This is a genomic window from Deltaproteobacteria bacterium, assembly GCA_035063765.1.
GTDB lineage: Bacteria > Myxococcota_A > UBA9160 > UBA9160 > PR03 > CAADGG01.
The window spans coordinates 22,864-42,406 of record JAPSFT010000005.1 but is presented as its reverse complement, the minus strand read 5'-3'; the positions used below and the strand labels follow the sequence as shown (position 1 = coordinate 42,406).

At 73.8% G+C, this 19,543-nt stretch carries 14 protein-coding genes and 2 pseudogenes; 10 read left to right on the top strand and 6 right to left on the bottom strand.

Features of this window, described 5'->3' with window-relative positions; all coding sequences use genetic code 11:
- Nucleotides 1-35: 35 nt before the first annotated feature.
- Nucleotides 36-704, bottom strand: a complete 669-nt coding sequence (locus OZ948_04120) for a TetR/AcrR family transcriptional regulator (protein MEB2343907.1) — start codon at nt 702-704, stop codon at nt 36-38.
- Between the two features lie 426 nt (nt 705-1,130).
- Here OZ948_04120 and OZ948_04115 point away from each other — a divergent pair, with 426 nt between their 5' ends.
- From OZ948_04115 to OZ948_04105, 3 genes are all read left to right on the top strand, one after another.
- On the top strand, nt 1,131-1,970 hold the full coding sequence (locus OZ948_04115) for a sulfotransferase (GenBank protein ID MEB2343906.1): 840 nt from the start codon (nt 1,131-1,133) through the stop codon (nt 1,968-1,970).
- 376 nt (nt 1,971-2,346) lie between these two features.
- Nucleotides 2,347-3,219 carry an arsenite methyltransferase gene (gene arsM, locus OZ948_04110; GenBank protein ID MEB2343905.1) on the top strand — a complete coding sequence of 291 codons (873 nt, stop codon included), beginning with the start codon at nt 2,347-2,349 and terminating at the stop codon, nt 3,217-3,219.
- Nucleotides 3,220-3,345: 126 nt separating this feature from the next.
- On the top strand, nt 3,346-3,978 hold the full coding sequence (locus tag OZ948_04105) for a response regulator transcription factor (GenBank protein MEB2343904.1): 633 nt from the start codon (nt 3,346-3,348) through the stop codon (nt 3,976-3,978).
- Here OZ948_04105 and OZ948_04100 read toward each other — a convergent pair.
- The 3 genes from OZ948_04100 to OZ948_04090 all read right to left on the bottom strand — a co-directional run bounded on the left by OZ948_04100 (nt 3,975) and on the right by OZ948_04090 (nt 9,251).
- On the bottom strand, nt 3,975-5,783 hold the full coding sequence (locus OZ948_04100; GenBank protein ID MEB2343903.1) for a hypothetical protein: 1,809 nt from the start codon (nt 5,781-5,783) through the stop codon (nt 3,975-3,977). The genes OZ948_04105 and OZ948_04100 overlap by 4 nt on opposite strands.
- A 48-nt stretch (nt 5,784-5,831) precedes the next feature.
- A complete protein-coding gene (locus OZ948_04095; protein ID MEB2343902.1) occupies nt 5,832-8,738 on the bottom strand; it encodes a hybrid sensor histidine kinase/response regulator in 2,907 nt (968 codons plus the stop codon).
- Nucleotides 8,739-8,837: 99 nt separating this feature from the next.
- Nucleotides 8,838-9,251, bottom strand: a complete 414-nt coding sequence (locus OZ948_04090; GenBank protein ID MEB2343901.1) for a nitroreductase family deazaflavin-dependent oxidoreductase — start codon at nt 9,249-9,251, stop codon at nt 8,838-8,840.
- Nucleotides 9,252-9,398: 147 nt separating this feature from the next.
- Here OZ948_04090 and OZ948_04085 point away from each other — a divergent pair, with 147 nt between their 5' ends.
- From OZ948_04085 to OZ948_04065, 5 genes are all read left to right on the top strand, one after another.
- Complete coding sequence (locus OZ948_04085) at nt 9,399-9,857, top strand: carboxymuconolactone decarboxylase family protein (GenBank protein ID MEB2343900.1); 459 nt, start codon at nt 9,399-9,401, stop codon at nt 9,855-9,857.
- 34 nt (nt 9,858-9,891) lie between these two features.
- Nucleotides 9,892-10,911: a class I SAM-dependent methyltransferase gene (locus OZ948_04080; protein MEB2343899.1), complete on the top strand. Its 1,020-nt coding sequence runs from the start codon at nt 9,892-9,894 to the stop codon at nt 10,909-10,911.
- A gap of 34 nt (nt 10,912-10,945) precedes the next feature.
- Entirely contained in the window at nt 10,946-11,350 is a 405-nt protein-coding gene (locus tag OZ948_04075; GenBank protein ID MEB2343898.1) for a hypothetical protein, read from the top strand.
- On the top strand, nt 11,350-11,763 hold the full coding sequence (locus OZ948_04070) for a hypothetical protein (protein ID MEB2343897.1): 414 nt from the start codon (nt 11,350-11,352) through the stop codon (nt 11,761-11,763). The genes OZ948_04075 and OZ948_04070 overlap by 1 nt, the downstream gene beginning before the upstream one ends.
- 82 nt (nt 11,764-11,845) lie before the next feature.
- Nucleotides 11,846-12,661 (top strand): SDR family oxidoreductase, encoded by an 816-nt coding sequence (locus OZ948_04065; protein MEB2343896.1) that lies wholly within the window; start codon nt 11,846-11,848, stop codon nt 12,659-12,661.
- 136 nt (nt 12,662-12,797) lie between these two features.
- Here the strand turns inward: OZ948_04065 and OZ948_04060 are convergent, their stop codons facing one another.
- Both OZ948_04060 and OZ948_04055 read right to left on the bottom strand, forming a co-directional pair.
- Complete coding sequence (locus OZ948_04060; protein ID MEB2343895.1) at nt 12,798-14,873, bottom strand: tetratricopeptide repeat protein; 2,076 nt, start codon at nt 14,871-14,873, stop codon at nt 12,798-12,800.
- A gap of 195 nt (nt 14,874-15,068) precedes the next feature.
- Entirely contained in the window at nt 15,069-17,732 is a 2,664-nt protein-coding gene (locus tag OZ948_04055; protein MEB2343894.1) for a LuxR family transcriptional regulator, read from the bottom strand.
- Between the two features lie 330 nt (nt 17,733-18,062).
- Here OZ948_04055 and OZ948_04050 point away from each other — a divergent pair.
- Both OZ948_04050 and OZ948_04045 read left to right on the top strand, forming a co-directional pair.
- Nucleotides 18,063-19,163: pseudogene (locus OZ948_04050) on the top strand (PKD domain-containing protein).
- Between the two features lie 18 nt (nt 19,164-19,181).
- Nucleotides 19,182-19,409, top strand: a pseudogene (locus tag OZ948_04045) (PKD domain-containing protein).
- The last annotated feature ends 134 nt before the right edge of the window (nt 19,410-19,543 follow it).

Here is a 19,543-nt window from a genome sequence, read left to right as displayed (position 1 = left end):
CCGCTCCGTCCTTGCGCCGGCCGCGCCGGCGCGGGTCAGCGCGGGCGCCCCTTCCGCGGGCGCTTCGGCCGTGGCGCAGCGGCCGGGCCGAGGCGGGCAGCGAGCAGCCGCTCGACCTCGACGCGGCAGGCGTCCAGGTCGAGCTCGCCGTCGATCATCGACTGGAAGGCGACGCCGCGCAGCATGCCGACGACCACGGCCGCGAGACCCGTGGGGTCCGTGGAGCGCGGGAAGGCGCCGGCGGCGATCCCGCGCTCGATGCCCTTCGCAACTTCCTCCCGGAATCTGCGGTCGAACGACACCATCGCGGGTCGCACCTCCGCGGCGCCCGCGCTCACCGCGTCGGCGCCCAGAACCAGGCAGGCGCGATGGACCGGCGGGAGCGCGGAGACGATCTCGAAGAAGGTCTGCACCAGGGCCCGGAGCTCGTCCAGCGCGGCGGCGGGGCGGCGCCGCCGGCCCAGGGCCGCGCGGAACTCCGCCGTGGCGAGGTCGACGACGCGTTGGATCAACGCGCCCTTCGAGCCGAAGTAGTGGGTCGCGAGGCCGCGGCTGTAGCCGGCGCGCTCGCCCACCCCGGCCAGCGTGACGCGCGCCACACCGAGCTCGCCGATCAGCTCGGCGGCGGCCTCCACCAGGCGTCGCTCCGCCTCGCTGCGGCGCTCTTCCTGCGTGCCGCGCGCGGCAGCCGCGAGGCGGCGCATGGGCCCTCCTTCCGACAGCCGCTTGTTATTCAACAAGCAAGTTATCGGTGCTCCCGGGGCCCGTCAACGGGGTTCCCGGCGAGCGCGTGCGGCCGCTCCTGCACGTCGCCCGGGAGTCGGGTCGCAGGTGGCGCCTCGCCAGCGCGCCGTCGAGCGGGATCACCGCGAGCGTGATGCCGGCAGGCTCGGTGCCGGGGCGAGGCGCCGGCCATCGGCGCTCGCGCTGCGCGCTGCGCGCTGCGTAGCGATCCCCGAAGTGGCGGCCACCGAAGCGGGCGATGCCCGTCACCGATCCGGCTCAGGCGAATCCGAGGCGTGGCCGTGCGGAGGCGTCCGCTCGCAGCGAGCCGGCGTGCTTGCCGCCGCAGCTTCGCCGGTTAGAATGCCGTCCCGTGCCGGATGCGGCCACCTCCTGAATCGTGACCCGTGAAGAAACTCGCCCGGCGGCTGCTGCGTCCCCGACCAAGCCATCACTCCGTCGCCTACGAGGACGTGCGCGAGGAACGGCACGTCTTCGTGTTCGGTGTCTGGGGCCGGAGTTCGACCACCGCCCTGCAACGGATCCTGAACTCGACGCGCGCGATCTGCATCTGGGGAGAGCCGGGGCAGTTCCTCGTGGACAACCTCGTCGAGGCTCACCATCAGATCCTGCACCGCCTCGATGCCGAGCGAAGCAGCGACCGGGTGCGGGCGGTCAGCGAATCCTTTCGCCGCGACGACTTCAGCATCGAGACCGCCATGGCTCGCGCCGACTGGCAGAGCAGCTTGACGCAGGTACGCCAGGCCCTGCTCGATCTGCTCGCCCCGCCGATTCCGTCCCGGCGCCTGGGCTTCAAGGAGATCCGCGTCCGCAGCCCGCTCACCTTCCGTGCCCTTCGCGAGCTGTTCCCGAACTGCGCATTCGTCTTCCTGTTCCGGGATCCGCTGGCGCAATGGCCCTCGGTGCAGACCAAGAAGGGATGGCCCGAAGCCGAGGACATCGAGCTCTTCGCCGCTCAGGTCGAGACGCTCGGGGGCTGGTACCTGGAGCAGGAAGGCTTCTTCCTCGAGGACACCGATCTACGGGACCGCGGTGCGGTGGAGCGCCTGTGCGTCCATCTCGGACTCCCGGGCTTCCAGCTTGGCCTCCTCGGCGACGGCGTGTCCGCCGCTCCGAACAAGCGGCCCCTCGCGCAGGCGGATGCCGACTTCCTGCGCGCGCGCCTCGGCGACCTCTACGCCCGCCTGCAGGCGCGATCCCGGACCTGCCTCTCCGCTCCGACCTGATCGCGGAGAGTCGGAGGCGGGTGCAGCGAACGGGGTGATCTCCTCCAGCCCGCGCGCGGCTCCCCGCGCCTTCGCCGGTCGGGGGTACGGCCCGGTCAGTCCTCGGCGCCGCCGGTCTCGCAGGGGCCCTCGTAGTCACCGTGGCGAAGGTGCGCCGGCACGGCTCACCGACACGCCCGCCGTCGCGCGCGATCCTGTGTCCGGTCCGGGGCCGCGGGCAAGGGGATCCCGAGGGATTCTCCCCGGAGGGGCCTTCGCCCTCTGTCGGCCGACACGGGGGACCGCCCCATTGACAAGATTCTATGATCATAGAAACTTGGATTTATGGAATGTGCACTGCGCGCCGTGCCGATCCACTCACAAGGAGACCACCATCGTGTCCAGCCACCTCGAACGTGCAGTCCGGGAGCGCTACGGCTCGTTCGCGAAGAGCAGCCTGTCGAGCGAGAACGCGTCGATCGCACAGGTCGCCCGTGCCTTCGGCTACTCCGCCGAGGAGCTCGCTTCGATTCCGGCCGAGGCGAACATGGGCCTGTCGTGCGGCAACCCCACGGCCCATGCGCACCTGCGGCCGGGAGAGACCGTCGTGGACCTCGGCTGCGGCGGCGGCCTCGACGTCTTCCTCGCGGCGCCGAAGGTCGGGCCGAGCGGGAAGGCGATCGGGATCGACATGACGCCCGAGATGATCGAGCGCGCGCGCCGCAACGCCGCGCGCGGCGGCGCGGACGGCAGGCCCTTCGCCAACGTGGAGTTCCACCTGGCCACGATCGATCGGCTGCCACTCCCCGACGCCTCGGTGGACTGCGTGATCTCGAACTGCGTGATCAACCTGGCGCCCGACAAGCAGGCCGTGTTCCGGGAGATCGCGCGCGTGCTGCGGCCGGGAGGCCGCGTCGCGATCAGCGACATCGCGCTCCGCAAGCCGCTCCCCGAAGGGATCGGTGCGGACCTGCTCGCGTACGTCGGCTGCGTCGCCGGTGCGATCCCGATCGACGCCTATCGCCGCGGGCTGCTCGACGCCGGCTTCGCCCACGCCGAGGTCCTCGATACCGGCTCGGATCTCGACATCTACCGTGCGCTGGATGCACCGGCGCGCTCGTGCGCGGATCCGGCGCCGCCCGTGCCGGCCCCGTCGTGCGGCTGCTCCTCGCCGGCGCCGCGGGAGGGCGACCTGCGCGAGCTGCTCGGCCGCTACGACCTCAACGAGTACGCCGCGAGCGTACGGGTCTTCGCCGTCAAGCCCGCCTGAGGCCGGCCACGAAGCGGCTCGTCGCGCCGTGCCCGCTCCGGCGGCGGGGCTGGCCGGGGTGTGGCACGGCGGCCGGTGCCCGGTGCCGAGTCCCGCTGCGCCTGCTGCGGTAGGCTCGCCGCGAGCGTGAAGATCCTGATCTGTGACGATCATCCAGTGTTTCGCGAGGGACTGCGCGAGGTCCTCGCGGAGCTCGCCGCCGGGATCGCGGAGGCACCCGACGCGAGCGCCGCCCTGGAACGGGTCGCGGCTGATCCGGAGATCGAGCTGGTGCTGCTCGACCTCGCCATGCCGGGGACGGATGGCTGGACCGCGTTCCGGCGGCTGCGCGAGCGACACCCGACGGTGCCGGTGGTGATCGTCTCCGGCTCCGAGGATCCCGCCGACATGCGGCGTGCTCTCGAGGGAGGGGCCGCCGGCTTCGTGCCCAAGTCGTCGACCCCCGAGGTCCTGCGGCGGGCGCTCGCGCTCGTGATCGCCGGCGGCGTCTTCGTCCCGGTCGCCGCGCTCTCGGCGGCGGACCCCGCTCCCGGGGCGGAGCCGCGGGGAGGCCGGGGGACCGAGCTGACGGCGCGCCAGCTCGACGTCCTGCGCCTGCTCTCGCGCGGGCTCACGAATCGGGAGATCGCCGGGGTCCTCGGCATCGCCGAGGGCACCGTCAAGACCCATCTGCGGACGCTCTTCGAGGTGCTCGACGTGAGCAACCGCACCGAGGCGGTGCTCGTGATGCGCGAGCTGGGCCTCGAGGATCCCCGCTAGCGCCGGGCCCGCGCTCCGCGCCGCCGGCGGGCGAGGACCGCGAGCACCGCCGCCGCCGTCGCGGCCGCCGCCGCGGACGCCGGCTCGGGGACGTAGGCGTGATCGACGAAGGTCTCGCTCGCCGCGCCCGCGGCGCCGCGCACGGCGAACGCCTCGAGCTTCGCCGTGCGCGCATCCACCGGCGCCACCAGATCGGCCGAGAGCCGGCGCCAGATCCCATCGGCGGGCGAGGAGCCGAGCGGATCGTTCCCGACCTCCTCTCCCGCGCAGCTCTCGCTCGCGCTCCACCGCACGTTCGCCCCTCCGGCGGCGGCCCCCGTGGTCTTGATCCAGACCGACGGCCGATACGGCAGGCCGCCCTGGACCTGCACGCAGCTCGACTCGATGCGGCCGACCTCGGAGGGCGAGCCCGCGGGCGAGCTCGTCACGCGCCCCGATCCCGTACTGCCCGGAGCGAAGGGCGAGTCCCAGGCCCAGCCGCAGACTCCGCCGTCGCGACAGGCCCAGCCGAAGGTGTCGGTCTCGAAGTCGGGGTTGACGACGAACTCGAGCGGGGGCAGGCCGAGCGGCGGGGGCTGGTTCTGGCCGGGGTCGACCGCGACCGGGTCGAGCACGGTGTCGCAGTACAGGGTCCCGGCGGTGAAGGGCGAGGGGTTCAGCCCGCCACCGACCGCCAGGGCATTCTCGGTGCCGTTCAGGGCGCCGAGCACCGGCGGGAAGTCGGTGTCGCCGCTCAGGCGCTCCCAGATCTGCGAGGTGGAGAAGCTCAGCAGCGAGGCCGGAGTCTGCGCCGTCTCGGTGACGACGTAGGACTTGCCTCCTACCGCCTCGAAGGTGGTCGAGAGGCCCACCGAGCTGAAGGCGCCCGTGATCTCGACGTCGCTGTTCACCCCGAAGCACAGGCTCGTGAAGCAGCCGTACTCACCGTTCTGGCCGTAGGCCACGCCGAAGGCCTGCGACTCCGAGACGACCGCCGAGGCTCCGTTGCCGCCGGCCCAGGTGAGGGTGACGTCGCCGCCCGTGACGCCGTCCCCGATCACCGGGCTGTAGAGCTTGCGACACTGCTGCTCGGTGATCGCGCCCTCGTTGGCGTTCGGGAAGCACTGGAGCGGCGCGTTGCACAGCTCGGTGAAGCAGGCCTCGCAGGAGAGGCCCTCGGCGCACGGATGGAAGGCGGAGCAGCCCTCGCCGACGGTCCGCTTCCTCCGGCACACCTGCGGGACGCCGGCCTGGCAGTAGAGGCCGGACGCGCACGGGGCCGTGGCGTCGCAGGTCTCGCCTTCCTGCACCGGCTCGTGGGAGCAGAGCAGCGCGAGCGTGCACTGGAGCCCCTCCTCGCAATCGACGAGGCCGGGCGCACAGGTCTCGTTGGGCCCGGCGTCGGGCAGCTCGATGCTGCCATCGGAGCAGAGCGTGGTGATCGGGTGCACGGCGAGCCCGGGGTCGCAGCCGGCGGTGCACCAGGGCTCCGCCTCCTCCGGGCAGGGGATCTGGCCGTTGGCGCTGCAGTCGCCGCAGTCGGGACGCTCGTCGTAGCAGCCGGCGCTCACCCGCACGTCCGGGACCGGCCACGGGCAGTTGATCGTGATCGGGAACGGGCTCCCGCTGTAGCGCGTGTGTCCCGGATCACAGGCCGCGCCCGAGGTGCAGACCGGCTCGAGGTGGCCGCCACAGGAGCGATTCACGACCCCGCAGAAGGTGCGCGTGCGCGCCTGCGCGGGAGCGGCGACGAGGCCGGCGGCACCGAAGACGAGGCCGAGCGCGAGGAGGCGCACCATCCCGGGACGCAGCAAAGCGACGTGCATGGGGCCACGATACGCCTGCCCTGCGCGCCGCGGCCTCCCCCGATCGGACTAGTCCGGGCGCGCGGAGCCGGGCTCGGAGGAGGGTGGGCTCGCGCCGCGCCGCAGCAGCTCGGCGAGGAGCGCGCGGAGGCGAGCCGGGGCGGCGGGCTTGAGGAGCAGCGGGAGGCCGCTGGCCCGGATGCGCCCCATCGCCTCCGGGGTGGTTTCGCCGCTGAGCAGCGCAGCGGGGAGTGCGGCTCCGAACGCAGCCCGCATCGCGGCCACGACCTCCAGCCCGGTCGTGGCCGCCGCCAGCCGGTAGTCGACGAGCAGGGCCTCGGGCCGGACGCCGCGACGCTCGAGCGCCTCGAGGGCCTCGGCCGTGCTGGCCGCCGCGACCACCCGGCAGCCCCAGCGGGTGATCCGGTCGCGGGTCGCCGCGAGGACCTCCAGATCGTCGTCCACGAGCAGCACCACCCGCCCCTCGAGGCCGGCAGCCGCCGCCACGGCGGGCGCGCGGCGGGTGAGGCGGCGCGCCGGGAGCGTCAGCCGGAACGTGGAGCCGCGCCCGGGCTCGGACTCGACCGCCACCTCGTGGCCGAGCGCCTGCGCCAGCCGCTCGACGATTGCGAGCCCGAGGCCGAGCCCGCCACCCCCGCCCGTCCCGCGTTCGAGACGGACGAACTCGCGGAAGACCTCCGCCTGGCGCTCGGGCGCGATGCCGGGCCCCGTGTCGGAGACCTCGACGGTCACCCGGGAGCCGCGGGGTCGCGCCACCACCCGCACCCTCCCTCGTTCGGTGTAGAGGACGGCATTGGTCAACAGGTTGCGCACGATGCGGCCGAGAAGCACGGGATCACTGTGCACGGCCAGACCGCTCTCCTCCCGTTGCAGCTCGAGCCCCTTCGCCTCCGCGGACGGTGCGAGCTCCGCACAGAGCCCCTCGAGCAGGGGATCGAGCGCGAGCGCAACGGGGCGCGGCTCCACGGCCCCCACGTCGAGGCGCGAGAGATCGAGCAGCGACGAGAACATCTCCGAGAGCGCCTCCGCGGACTGCTGCAGCCGTTCGACGAGCGCCCGGGTCTCTCCGGCACCGATCCGCTCCTCGAGCAGGCTCGCGAGCACCCGCAGCGCATGCAGTGGCTGGCGCAGGTCGTGGCTCGCGGCGGCCAGGAAGCGCGAACGGCGCGCGAGGAGCTGCTCCGCCTCGACGCGCAGCCGCGCCAGCTCCGCGGCCCGGCCCCGCTCGGAGCGGATCGTCTCGGCGTCGCGCAGATGGAGCAACTCCGCCGACGCCTTCTGCGCAAGCGCAGCGAGCAGCGTGAGGTCGCCGCTCGTGTAGACGTCGCCCGAGCGCGGGGCACCCAGCACCACGAAGCCCGCGAGATCCTTCCCACACCGGAGCGGCACCAGCACGGCGGCCTCGCGCGCGAGCAGCTCGTCGCGCTCAGCGGGCGCGAGATCCGGGACCGCGCGCGTGAAGGCACGTTCGTCGACGACGACCGGCCGCGGATCGCGCTCGAGGGCCAGCGTCAGCGGACCGCGCCGCAGCAGCGAGCCGGAGGGCGCGGTGCCGCGCACCGGAACCGGCTCGAGCCGCTCTCCGTTCGCCGCGTACACCACGCAGCTCCGGGGCCGCATCACGCCCGGCAGCCGCTCGGAGACCAGGTCGAGGACCTCGCTGCGCGCGGCGCACTGCGAAAGATCGTGCAGGAGCTGCTCCATGCCGCGCTCGCGCTCGCGCTGCTCCGGGAAGAAGATCCGCTCGATGCCCGGCCGCAGCCGCCGGTAGGCGGGGACGAGCGGCGCCGCGAGGGCCAGCGCCAGGAGCGCTCTCGCCGGTCCCTCGCCGATCGGTGCCCACGCGGCGAGCGCGCGCGCCAGCTCCGGCAGCACGAACAGCAGGCCGCCCAGGAAGGCGGCGCCCACCAGCGTGGAGGACGCCGTCGCCGTCAGCAGCCGATCGATGTCGAAGATGTTGTAGCGGGCGATCGCGACGAGCATGCCGGCCACGGCGAGCGTGGTCCACGTGGTGCCGAGCGCGAAGGCGGCCGGGAAGCCCTGCCACCCGGGCCAGAGCAGCAGGCTCGCCTGCGCCAGCACGAGCGGCGCGCTGCCCACCGCGCAGCCCCAGAGCACCCACTTGAGCCGGCGCCGTCCGACCGGGTCGGCGTGTGCGTAGTTGCGGAGCAGGAGCGCGATCGTGCCGACGATGAAGAGCGCGTGGAGCGCCTGCGAGACCAGGGGCAGCCACGCGGGCGGGAGCGGCCCTCCGCGCAGGTAGCTGAGCCGGATCGGAATCCACAGCGCGAGGCCGAGCCATGCCCAGCCCCACCAGGGCCGTGCCGACGCGGCAACCTCCGCCGGGAAGTAGGTGGCCCAGCGCAGCATCAGCACGGACGCGATCGGCGCGCCCAGGTTCCAGATGCCGAGCGAGAGCCAGGTCTGCCAGGCCGGCCCGCCGTAGAATTGCGCCTGGACGATGCCGTAGCTCATGACGGCGGCGAAGAAGCGCTGCGCATCGGGACTTCCGGGCGCACGCAGGAGCACGAGCGCACAGAACAGGAAGGAGGCGACGAGCGGAGGCACGCGAGACCATGGATAGGGCCGCGCGCGCGCCCGGATCGAGCCCTCGGTCCGGACGCCGTCGCGTTCGAAGACGAGGCGCGCCTCGCCGAGCGGCCCGGTCGCAGCGAGCGCCGCGGCGTCGAAGCCGATGAAGCCGGCTCCCCGCAGATCCGTGGTACCCACCGAGAGGAGGCGGTCGCCGGGCAGGAGCCGGCTTCCCGAGCTGTCGGTCTCGACCCGGTAGCCGCCGACCCGCGGGTAGCCTCCGTCGGGGTCCCGCAGCGCCCAGACCGGGAGCTGCGCGAGCCCCGAGCGCGCGACCTCGTGCACGTGCAGGCCGAAGGCCACGAGTGCCAGGGGCGTGAGGCCCCAGAAGAGCAGCCGGCCGCGGCGGGTCGGGTTCCGCATCGCGATCGAGCCTCCGTCCGGAGCGAACGTAGTCCACCGGGCGACGGGGACGGACGCGGATGCAGCCAGCCCCCCGACCGGGGCCGCTGGTCTGGGGCTTCACGCCCTGCGGGCGGCGTGCGTGCGCCCGCCGCCGGGGCGGTCGAGGAGCACGTAGCCGGGGAGGTCCAGGGTGCGGAAGAAGGGGCGCAGCGGCGCGGGCAGGTGGGCCTCGGCGGCGGCGAAGGCGACGATCCGCGGGTTGCGCAGGGCCACGCGCCGCCCCGTCCGCTCGACCTCGCCACCGCGTGCGGCAAGGAGGTTGCGCGCCCAGTCGACGTCGCGGCCGTAGGTCAGCGGGATCACGAGGCCCTTCGGCGAAGGAAAGGCGACCACGGGCGTGCGGTACGCCCGGCCGCTCGTGCGCCCGACGTGGTGCACGACGGCGAGCGGCGGGACGAGCCACGCGAAGGTCCGCATCAGGGGATTGGTGAAGACGCGATTCACCCGGCGCAGGAAGTAGGGGAGATTCATGGCGCCCATTCTACTCCGCGCGCGGGCCGGCCTGCCTCGACGCGGGCCCCTGGCGACCGACCTTTCGGCCCGGGGGGCTACCCTGCCACGGGGCGGGGGATCGCGGCCGCCGTGCGCGGGCGGAAGCGCCGCGTGGAGGACTCGGAGATGAAGGCTCGAATGGACTACAAGGCCACGGCTCCGGAGGGCATCGAGGCCATGCGGGGACTGGAGCGATACGTCCACCACTGCGGCCTCGAGGCGTCGCTCCTGGAGCTGGTCAAGACGCGCGCCTCGCAGATCAACGGCTGCGCGTTCTGCCTCGACATGCACACGAAGGACGCGCGTGCCCAGGGCGAGACCGAGCAGCGCCTCTACACGCTGTCGGCCTGGGAGGAGGCGCCGTTCTTCACGGAGCGAGAGCGCGCCGCCCTGGCGTGGACCGAAGCCGTCACGCGGGTGGCCGAGACCCACGTTCCCGATGGAGCCTACGAATCGGCCCGCGCGGTCTTCACGGAGAAGGAGCTCGTGGACCTCACGCTGGCGATCGTGGCCATCAACGGCTGGAACCGCCTGGCCATCGCCTTCCGGGCCGAGGCGGGCAGCTATCGGCGGCCGGTACCCTGAGCGGCGCGCCGCGCGGATCCACCCTGGAGGCATCGTGCGAGTCCGAACCGCTCTCGAGCTGGTCCGCGGAGGCCAGCTCGGCCCCCTCTTCGCAGTCCTGCGCCTGGCGACCCCGTACTACCGCGTCGTCTGGCTGGCCTCCGCCTTCCGCGCGGGCGTGCTGCAGCGGCTCGCGCGGGGGCCCGCCTCGCTCGAGACGCTCGCCGGCGAAGCCCTGCGCGACCAGGCCGACCGCGCCTGGCTCGAGACGTGGCTCGAGCTCGGCGTGCGCACGGGCGCGCTCCGCTCCGACGGCTCGTGCTATGGGCTGCGCAGCCGCCTCGCGCGCGCGCTCGCCCGGCCCGGGAACGACGCCATCGCGGCGATCCTCGAGGAGGTGGCGACCCTGCACCACCGCCTCGTGCTCGAGTCGCCCGAGCGCTTCGCCGCCGGGCGGCGCTTCACGCTCGCCGACCAGGACGGCGTCCTGATCGCACGCTCCTCGCCCCTCGTGCGCCCCTTCGTCCACGAGGCGATCGACCGGGTGGTGCCGCCGCGAGGCGTGCTCCGCCTTCTCGAGGTCGGCGCCGGCTCGGGCACCTACATCCGCTACGCGGCCGAGCGGAACCGCGAGCTCACGGCGCTCGGCCTCGAGCTCCAGCCCGAGGTCGCAGAGCTCGCCAACGCCAACCTGCACGCCTGGGGCTGCGCGGCGCGCGCCTCGGTCGACAAGGGCGACGTGCGCGACCGCGCTCCGGAGCCGGTCTTCGACGTCGTCACCTTCCACAACAACATCTACTACTTCCCCGTCACGGAGCGCGTTGCGCTCCTGCGTCATGCGGCGCGCTTCCTCGTCCCGGGCGGGCGCATCCTGCTCACGACCGCGTGCCGTGGCGGGAGCCCGGCAACCGTGGCGCTCGACATCTGGAGCGCCGGGACCCAGGGCTGCGGGCGCCTGCCGGCGCCGCCGGAGCTCGTGGCGCAGCTCCGCGAAGCGGGCTTCGAGGATGCCCACAGCCGCTCGCTCGTCCCCGGCGACAGCTTCCACGCCTTCTACGGCCGCAAGCCGTCGTGATCGTGCAGCGCGCGGCGATCACCCCGGGATCCTGATGCCGCCGGTCTCCCGCTGGTTCATCCGCGCGGCGCTGGGCTGGCTGCTCGGGGGTCTGGCGGGGTGGCTCGGCGTGGCCCTGCTCGCGCCCGCCTGGCTCGGAGCGGTCCGGCTGGGCCTGTTCCATGCCCTCACGGTCGGCTGGATCACCCAGCTCATCTTCGGTGTCGCCCTGTGGCTGTTCCCGAAGCACCCCGGGGCCGACCCGCGCGGCCCGGCGGCGCTCAACTGGCTGGCGTTCGCCGGGCTCAACGCCGGTGTGCCCCTGCGGGCCGTCTCCGAGCCGTGGCTCGCGCAGGCCGGCCCCGCGCCCTGGGCGGCGGTCGCGCTGACCCTGGCCGCGTGGCTGCAGCTCGCTGCCTGCACCGCGATGGCGGTCTCGCTCTGGCCGCGGATCCGCTGATGCCTCCGCTCACGCGCATCGGGATCCGGTCGGCCCTGGTGGTCGTGGTCGCCGCCGCCTTCGTGGGCGCGCTGCTCGCGACGGCCAGGAGCGGATTCGTGGCGTTCTCGCCCGCGTGGGCGCAGCTCCATGGCTCGTGGATGCTCTTCGGGGGCATCACGCAGCTCGCGTTCGCCGTCGCCTACTGGATCCTCCCCCGCGGCAGGGGCGGGGCACGCGGCCATCCGGTGCCGGCGATCGCCGCGATCGTCCTGCTCGACGCCGGCCTGGCCCTGCAGGCCGCACGCGTGCTCCTGGCCCCGGCGCTCCCACCGGCCCTGGAGGCCGCCGCGTGGCTGTCGGGCTTCGGAGCCTTTGCGCTCCACGCGGCGCCGCGCGTGCTGGCGCTCCGGATCGCGAAGACCCGCTCCTGATGTCCGCCCTCGCGCATCGGCCTGCCGATCGGCGACCGTGTGCGCGGACCCCGGCGAGGCGCTGGGGCGAGAGAGGAAGCCGATGTCCGAGAACGAGGTGCTGACCGCGCTGCCCGCCGAGGACGCGAGCACGGCCTGGCAGGAGCAGGTCACCGCCGGCCGTTTCGCCGGCAAGACGGTGATCGTCACCGGCGCAGGCTCCGGGATCGGGCGCGCGAGCGCGTCGCGCATCGCACGCGAGGGGGGCCGGGTCGTCGCGTTCGACGTCTCCGGCGAGCGCCTCCGCGAGCTCGCAGCGTCCCTTCCCGGCGCCGACCTCGTGCTCGTCACCGGTGACATCACCGAGCAGGCGTCCATCGACGCGATCGTCGCCGCGGCGGGTCGCCGGATCGACGGGCTCGCCAACGTGGCCGGCATCAACGACGACTTCTCGCCCCTGGCCGAGACGACGGATGCCATCTGGAATCGCGTCCTCGACGTGAACCTCAGTGGAGCGTTCAAGTTGACGCGCGCCGTGCTTCCCGCGATGGTCGCGGCCGGCCGCGGCGCGATCGTGAACGTCGCCTCGGAGGCCGGCCTGCGCGGCAACGCATCCGGCACCGCGTACACGGTCTCCAAACACGGCGTGATCGGCATGACCCGGAGCGCAGCCTTCATGTACGGTCCCACGGGCATCCGCGTCAACGCCGTCGCACCCGGCGCCGTCGCCACCGGCATCCCGTTCCCGGCGAAGGTGTCCGCGGCCGGGTTGGCTCGGCTGCAGCCCTTCTACTCCCAGATCCCGACCCTCGCGACGGCGGCGCAGCTCGCCGCGTCCATCACGTTCCTGCTGTCGGACGACGGCGTGAACGTCAACGGGGCGATCCTCACGAGCGACGGAGGCTGGTCCATCCAGTAGCGACCGAGCAGGCGCGTCCCCCCGGCTGGGACCCGGGGCGATCGGATGGGCGCCGCTACTGCTCCGCCAGCCTCCTCGCGAAAGCGGGCCAAGGTCCAGCGCCGCGTGAGGAGGGAGCGTGCTGCACAGCGCCTGGCTACCGGGCAGCCGCGGCGTGGTACGGGCGGCCGGCCTGGTAGCCCGCGAGACGCTCGGCGACCGGCGCCGCGTCAGGGCTTCCCGCCAGCAGCTCGATCGCCTGGCCGGCCGTGCGCGTCGCGTCGTCGAAGCGGCCGGCTTCGGCGTAGGCGGCGGCCAGGGTGTCCAGCACCTGCGGGTTGCGGTGCTCGGTCAGGCGGGCAGCCTCCTCGGCGTGCTGTACCGCCTCCGCTCCATCGCGTACCGCAGGGTCGCTCGCGGTCGCCAGGACCCAGGCCAGGTTGTTGACCTGCTCGACGCCGGTCGGGTCGATCGCGACGGCGCGCCGGTAGAACGGGACCGCCTGCGCCGGCTCCCCGCGCGCCTCGAGGAGCGCGCCCAGGTTGATCTGGGCGGGAGCGAAGCCGGAGTCGAGCTCGACGGCGCGCTGCAGGTGGCGCAGCGCCTCGTCCAGGCGGCCCATCGCAAAGAGCGTGGTGCCGAGATTGGTGCGTGACTCGGCGGTGTCGAGGCCGAGGGCGAGGGCGCGCTCGTGATGCACGAGCGCCTCCTCGTAGTGACCGCTCTGTTGGAGGGCGTAGCCGAGGCCTGCCTGCGCAGGCGCGTAGGTCGGACGCAGCTCCACGGCATCCCGGTAGCGAGCGGTCGCCTGGTCGAGGTACCCCTGGTGGCGCAGCACCGAGGCCTGGTTGAAGAGCCAGACGGCGTTGTGCTCGGAGCCCGACACCTGGCGCCGGGCAACCACCCGATCGAACACCTCGCGCTGCGCGGGCTGCCCGCCGAGCCAGCCCGCCTCCGCCATCGCCTGCCAGAGCTTCCAGGCGATCCGCTGGTGCCCCTCCCGCGTCGGATGCACGTAGTCCTCGATCCAGTTGAAGCCGACCAGCCCGTGCTCGCTCTGCGCCTCGAAGAGGCGCTCCGCATCCACGAGCAGGGCGCCCTCCTCGGCCGCCACGGCGCGCACCGCATCGTTGGTGCCCGAGATGCGGCGCACCGGCGATGCGTCGAGGTCGGCGGCGCGGGCGTAGGCCGAGCGCGCGTCGTCCCAGCGCTGCAGCGCCTCGTAGGCGCGGCCCAGGAGGAACCAGGTCTCTGCGTACGACGGCGCCAGGCGGCGGGCTCGCTCGAGCGCGTCCACCGCCTCCTTCGGGTGTCCGCCGGCGAGCTGCTGCCGGCCTTCGGCCAGCGCTCGGGCCCACTCCTGGTACTCGGCCTCGGACAGCTTCTCGAAGACCACCGAACGGACCGGGCGCCAGTCGCGGAGGTTGGCGACCACCGGCATCAGGACCAGATGCGCGCCGTGAGCCCGCGCGAGCCCGGCGATCTCGCGCAGCCCGTCGCGGAACGCATCGACGATCGCCTGCTTCTGCGCGGCGTCGTAGGCGACGGTCTCGTTGCGCCGGACGAACATGTCGAAGCGAGCGGCGGAGGCGCTCGCCGGATCCTCGGGCGAGAACCGCGACGCCAGCAGCTCCATCCCCGAGTAGAGCCGCGAGTGCCAGAGCAGCTCGAGCAGCCGGTTGCGCCGGGGCGTCTGCTTCTTCAGCGCCGCGAAGAAGTCCGGCTCGATGAACTCGTTGTGTCCGCTGTAGAGGATCAGGACGTCGGGCTGGTACTCCACCACCTCGCGTGCCACGAAGCGCAGGCGGTGCAGGGCATAGGAGATGCCGGCGGCGTTGATCGACTCGACGTGCCGTTCGGGGAGCGCTTCCGCCAGCACGTCGCCGAGCACGCCGCTGAAGGCAGCGTCGGCGCTCCACGGGTAGCCGTAGGCGCTCGAGCCGCCGAGCGTGAAGATGCGCAGTCCGTTGCCGGGCTTCTCGGCCGCGAACTGCTGGTCGTTGAAGACGCGGTTCGGCTCGAGGAAGCGGGTGCGGTACTCGTCGCCGTGCCGCTCGAAGACGGACACGAGGCCCGAGAAGCCCCAGAACGGGTCCTCGCGCTCGAGCCGGGTCGAGACGCCGGCCAGGGCCAGCAGGCCTTCGACGATCGCAAAGAAGCCGACGACGACGACCGTGGAGAAGAGCAGCAGCTTCGGGAGCGGGAAGGGGCGCGGTGCGGCCTGGGGGTCCATCGGGCGCGCGAGTATCGCAGATCCGCACCGGCTGCTGGAGGCCCCGGGGAGCCGGCGCGCCGCGACGCGCGGCCCCTCGCGACCCTCCTGTGAGCGCCGCCCTTCGGGGAGCCGGCCCCGCGCCGGCGCGGCCATGCACGAGACGGCCGGCGGGCCCCGGCCCGCGACGGGCGCCGGGCCGGGGGCGCCCGGCGGTCAGGCACCGCCCTCCTCGCGCGTCACGCGGATCACCAGCTCGCTGCGGCTGCGCAGGCCGAGCTTGCGGAAGATCGAACGCAGGTGCGCCTCGACGGTCCGCACGGAGAGCACGAGCTGCTCGCCGGCCTCGGCGTTCGTGGCACCGCGGCCGACCAGCATCGCCACCCGCAGCTCGGCATCGCTGAGCTGGCGCGCGAGCGACGACACCGCCTCGCCACCCCGGCCGAGGCGTGCTCGCGCGCGCTCGGCCCACGGCCGTGCACCGAGCCGCTCGAAGGTCGCGAGCGCCTCGCCGAGGCCCACCTCGTCCGGGCCTGCCCGATCGTGCTCGACGAGGGCCAGCCGGGTCCGCGCGCGCTCGAACGGTGCGGGCAGCGCTTCCGCGGCGGCAACGGCCTCGCGCGCCGAGCCCTTCCCGAGCAGCGCGCGCCCGCGGGCGGCGGCTGCCGCCGCCCACGCACCGCCCGTCGCCCGCGCGTTGCGCGCGACGTCGCGTACGATCTCCTCCGCTTGGACCGTGCGTCCGGTCGCCACGAGCGCCTCGACCAGGTCCGCCTGGAACCACGTGATCCCCGCCTCGGCGAGGCCCCCACGGAGACGGATCTCCCACACCGCGCCGAGCTCGGCGGCGGCCGTGGAGACCTCGCCGGCCGCGAGCGCGCCGGCCCCGAGCGCGGCGTGGGCAAACGCGGTGATGCTGTCGAGGCCGAGCGCCCGCGCGGTGCGGAGCGCGTGACCTGCACGCGCACGACATGCCTCGGTGTCTCCGAGGTGGCCGAGCACGCGTGCCGCAACGGCGTGGCCGAGCGCGCCCCGCGCCTCCTCGCGAGCCTCGCTGAGCGCGATGTCGACGGTTGCACCCGTGAGCGCGTCGAGCCAACGACCCCGCCGGAACTCGAGCTCGGCGAGCCAGGCGCTCGAGTACGCCTCGACGGAGGCGCGCCCGCGACGGCGCGCAGCGCCGACGGCGGCGCGCAGCGCGCGCTCGGCCGCCGGCCAGCGCTCGCTCACGAGGAGCAGGTAGCCCGCGAGCTGGAGGATCTCCATCTCCGGGTCGCCGGGATCCACCGGCGGCGCGCTCCCGAAGCGCTCGAGAAGCTGCAGCGACGTGGGTTCGACGCCCTGGCCCCGACTCGTCGCGACCACTCCTCGCAGGACGCGCGCGGTGCCGAGCTGGGCATCGTCGACGGCGGCATCCGCGGCGCGCGACGAGAGCTCGAGGGCGAGCGTCCCATCCGCGGCAAGGAGCGCCGCAATCGTGGCCTCGCACAGGAGCGGTGCCTCGAGATCGGGGGCGGCGCCGCGCACGCGATCGGCCTCGTCGCGCAGGGCGAGTGCCGCGCCCCGTGCATCTTCGGTGAACGCGCGGACCTGGTTGCGCAGCATCACCGCCGAGGCCCGTTCGCGTGCGTCTTCGAGACGCGGGATCACGGCGTCGAGGAGCTCGCGCGCGGCTCCCGGCAGCGACGCGTCCCACGAGGCCTGGGCTGCCGCGATCTCGCGTGGGCACGAGGCCGCTTGCGTTTCGCTGTACCGTGCCGCAGCGCTCCAGGCCTGCGCAGCCATCACCGAGAGTCCACGGGACGCGGAACGCCGCGCGACCTCCTCGAGCGCCCGCGCGACGCCCTCGTCGGGCCGCTCGGCGGCGAGCGCCGCCTGCCACGCGGCCCGGTCGGGGTCGCTCGTATGCTCGGCGATCGCCCGGTGCACGCGCCGGCGCTGCACCGGGCCGATGTGCTCGAGAACCGCCGCCGCCCAGAGCGGATGGACGAGCTCCGGCCGGCCGTCGATCGCGACGATGCCGGCCTCCTCGGCCGCGGCGAGATCGGCCGGCTTCGCTTCGACGGACGCGAGCACGCTCTCGAGTCGTGCCTCCGCGCCGCCGGCGGCAAGCACGGCGAGCGCCCGCAGCGTCGCTGCCGGGAGCGCCGCGAGCGTCGCGGTGAAGACGTCGGCCAGGCGCTTCGGGAGCGCCTGCACCGGGTCGATCGGGCGAGCGCCGCGACGCTGGGCCGGGGCGAGCGCCGCCCCGAGATGCAGGAGCGCGAGCGGATTGCCGCCGGTCAGCTCGAGGCAGCGGCCAGCGACGTCCCGGCCGAGGGCGAAACGCGAGCGTACGAGCTCGAGCGCATCGTCCCGGGCAAGCGCGCCGATCGGCAGCACGGGAGCCTCGCCGAAGCGCCGCGGCGTGCCCGAGCGCTGGGCGACGAGGACGGCGACACGATCGGCACCGAGCCGGTGCGCGGCAAAGGCCAGCGCCGCCGTGGACGGAGGGTCGAGCCACTGCGCGTCGTCGACGACGAGGAGCAGCGGCGCCCGTTCGGCGCGCCTCGTGAGCGCTCCGTGCAGGGCCGAGCCGACCGCGAGGAGGCTCCGCGGCTCGCCATCGAGGACGGCCCGGATCGGCGCGAGGACCGGGTCGGCGGCGTCGGGCCAGGCGAGCAGGAGGCTCGCGAGGCCCGCCCAGCTCAGCTCCGCCTCGGCCTCCCGCGCCACGATCCGGAGTCGTTCGAAGCCCTGGGCCCGATCCCAGGCTGCATCGAGCAGCGTGGTCTTGCCGATACCCGCGGGCCCCTCGAGCACACGGACCGTCGCCGAGCCGACGCGCGCGGCTTCGAGCGTCCCGTCGAGCTCGGCGAGCTCCTGCTTCCGTCCCAGCAACCGCTTCCCCCGGCAACTGCGTGCGACGCGCTCGCCCTTGGACCCGCTCCCTGGCAGCGGGCTGCGAGTCTAGGCGATTCCACCGAAGCACCGGGGGAGCACCGCGAGCACTCTCGGGTGGGAGCATCCGCCCGACGCACCCCGTTTCGGAGAACCCGACCGATGCCTGATCCCCGAGCGTCCCTCTTCCGCGTCGCCCCTCTCCTCGTGCTGCTCGCCCTCCTCCCCGTGCCGCCGGCGACTGCGGCCCTGGACGGCACCGACTGCGGCTGCACCGAGACCGGCGCCTACCTCGTGCCGGACCCCGGCGTGCGGCCGGCCATCGGTCCGATGAACCCGTCGTTCGACGTGATCACCTCGCCCGGCGGCCGGTACCGGCTCGTGCGGCAGGGCAGCAACCCGCACGATCCCTGGCGGGTCGAGCGCGTGTCGGACGGCGCGCTGCTGCATCCCGGCATCGTCGCCGACGACTTCACCTGGAGCCCCGACGACCACCGCCTCGCCACCACCGATCAGGACGCGAGCGCGCTCCAGTCCTTCGCGCTCTTCGACCTCACGGACCTCAGCGTGAACGGCCGCGCGAGGGAGATCTGGGCGCTCGGCGGCTCGGTCTGGGCAAGCGTGCGCCACCGCTTCAGCGACAACGGAAGCTCCTATCTCTTCGCCGGCGTGCGCAACGTCGACCAGATCACGCTGAACGTGGTGGACATCCCGACCCGTGCCGTCCACGCGCAGACCTTCCCGGTCGACAACCTGCCCGGAGACGTCGACGAGGATCTCGACGGGGAGTGGGATCGCAACCAGAACCCTTCCATCGCGGGCTGGGGCTGGGGACCGGACCCGACCCGCTTCGTCTACTCGTGGCGCACCGGCACGAGCCCCGACGAATTCGCGCAGACGCTCGTGAACGTGCGCACCGGCGGGTCCGCCACCCGCTACCTGAACCACCCGAGCGCGAAGTGGGGCTTCAGCCCGTGCGGCGACGTCTTCGGCATCGTCTACAAGCAGTTCTTCGCGGATCCGGGCGCGTCGGCGCTGCTCTACGACACCTTCGCGCCGAGCACGACCGCGCTCACGGGCGCCGTCGCCTTCGCGTTCGAAAGCGTCGAGCTCGGCACGAACGCCGACGACCATTTCGGCCTGCTCGGCGGCGCTGAGACGCCGATCGCGCCGAACGCAGCCTACGACGCCTGTCCGGTGACGAACCAGGATCCGAACGCGCTGTTCACGCCGCCCGCCACGCTCTACGCCGGCGGCCCCGCGCGCTTCACCGACACGAGCTCCGATCCCGACGGGACGGTGGTCGCGTGGAGCTGGGAGTTCGGCGACGGCGGCACCTCGAACGATCGCAACCCGGAGCACGTCTACGCCGCGACGGGCACCTACACCGTGCGCCTCACCGTCACCGACGACGACGGCGCGAGTGCCACGACGACGCGCAGCGCGCAGGTGGCCGATCCGCCCAATCTCCCGCCGGTCGCCGCCTTCGTGCCGCCCGCCGATCCCCTCGTGGGCCAGCCGGCCGCCTTCGCGAACACGAGCACCGACGCCGACGGCACGATCGTCTCGCACGTCTGGGACTTCGGCGACGGACAAGCCTCGACCGACGTGAACCCCGTGCACGTCTACGCGGAGCCCGGCGAGTACACGGCGAGCCTCACCGTGACCGACGACGACGGCGACTCCGACGTCGCGTTCCGGACCTTCCGCGTGTGCGGGACGGTCGGCACGGCGAGCGGGAAGCTGCTCTTCGGGGATATGCAGTTCGGGTTCGATCCCGATCTGCTCGTTCTCAACACGCCCGCCCAGAG

Coding starts and splice junctions, on each gene's coding strand:
- OZ948_04120 (MEB2343907.1), bottom strand. CDS start 704: ATGCGCCGCCTCGCGGCTGCCGCGCGCGGCACGCAGGAAGAGCGCCGC.
- OZ948_04065 (MEB2343896.1), top strand. CDS start 11,846: ATGTCCGAGAACGAGGTGCTGACCGCGCTGCCCGCCGAGGACGCGAGC.
- OZ948_04100 (MEB2343903.1), bottom strand. CDS start 5,783: ATGCACGTCGCTTTGCTGCGTCCCGGGATGGTGCGCCTCCTCGCGCTC.
- OZ948_04075 (MEB2343898.1), top strand. CDS start 10,946: ATGCCGCCGGTCTCCCGCTGGTTCATCCGCGCGGCGCTGGGCTGGCTG.
- OZ948_04060 (MEB2343895.1), bottom strand. CDS start 14,873: ATGGACCCCCAGGCCGCACCGCGCCCCTTCCCGCTCCCGAAGCTGCTG.
- OZ948_04095 (MEB2343902.1), bottom strand. CDS start 8,738: ATGCGGAACCCGACCCGCCGCGGCCGGCTGCTCTTCTGGGGCCTCACG.
- OZ948_04085 (MEB2343900.1), top strand. CDS start 9,399: ATGAAGGCTCGAATGGACTACAAGGCCACGGCTCCGGAGGGCATCGAG.
- OZ948_04070 (MEB2343897.1), top strand. CDS start 11,350: ATGCCTCCGCTCACGCGCATCGGGATCCGGTCGGCCCTGGTGGTCGTG.
- OZ948_04090 (MEB2343901.1), bottom strand. CDS start 9,251: ATGAATCTCCCCTACTTCCTGCGCCGGGTGAATCGCGTCTTCACCAAT.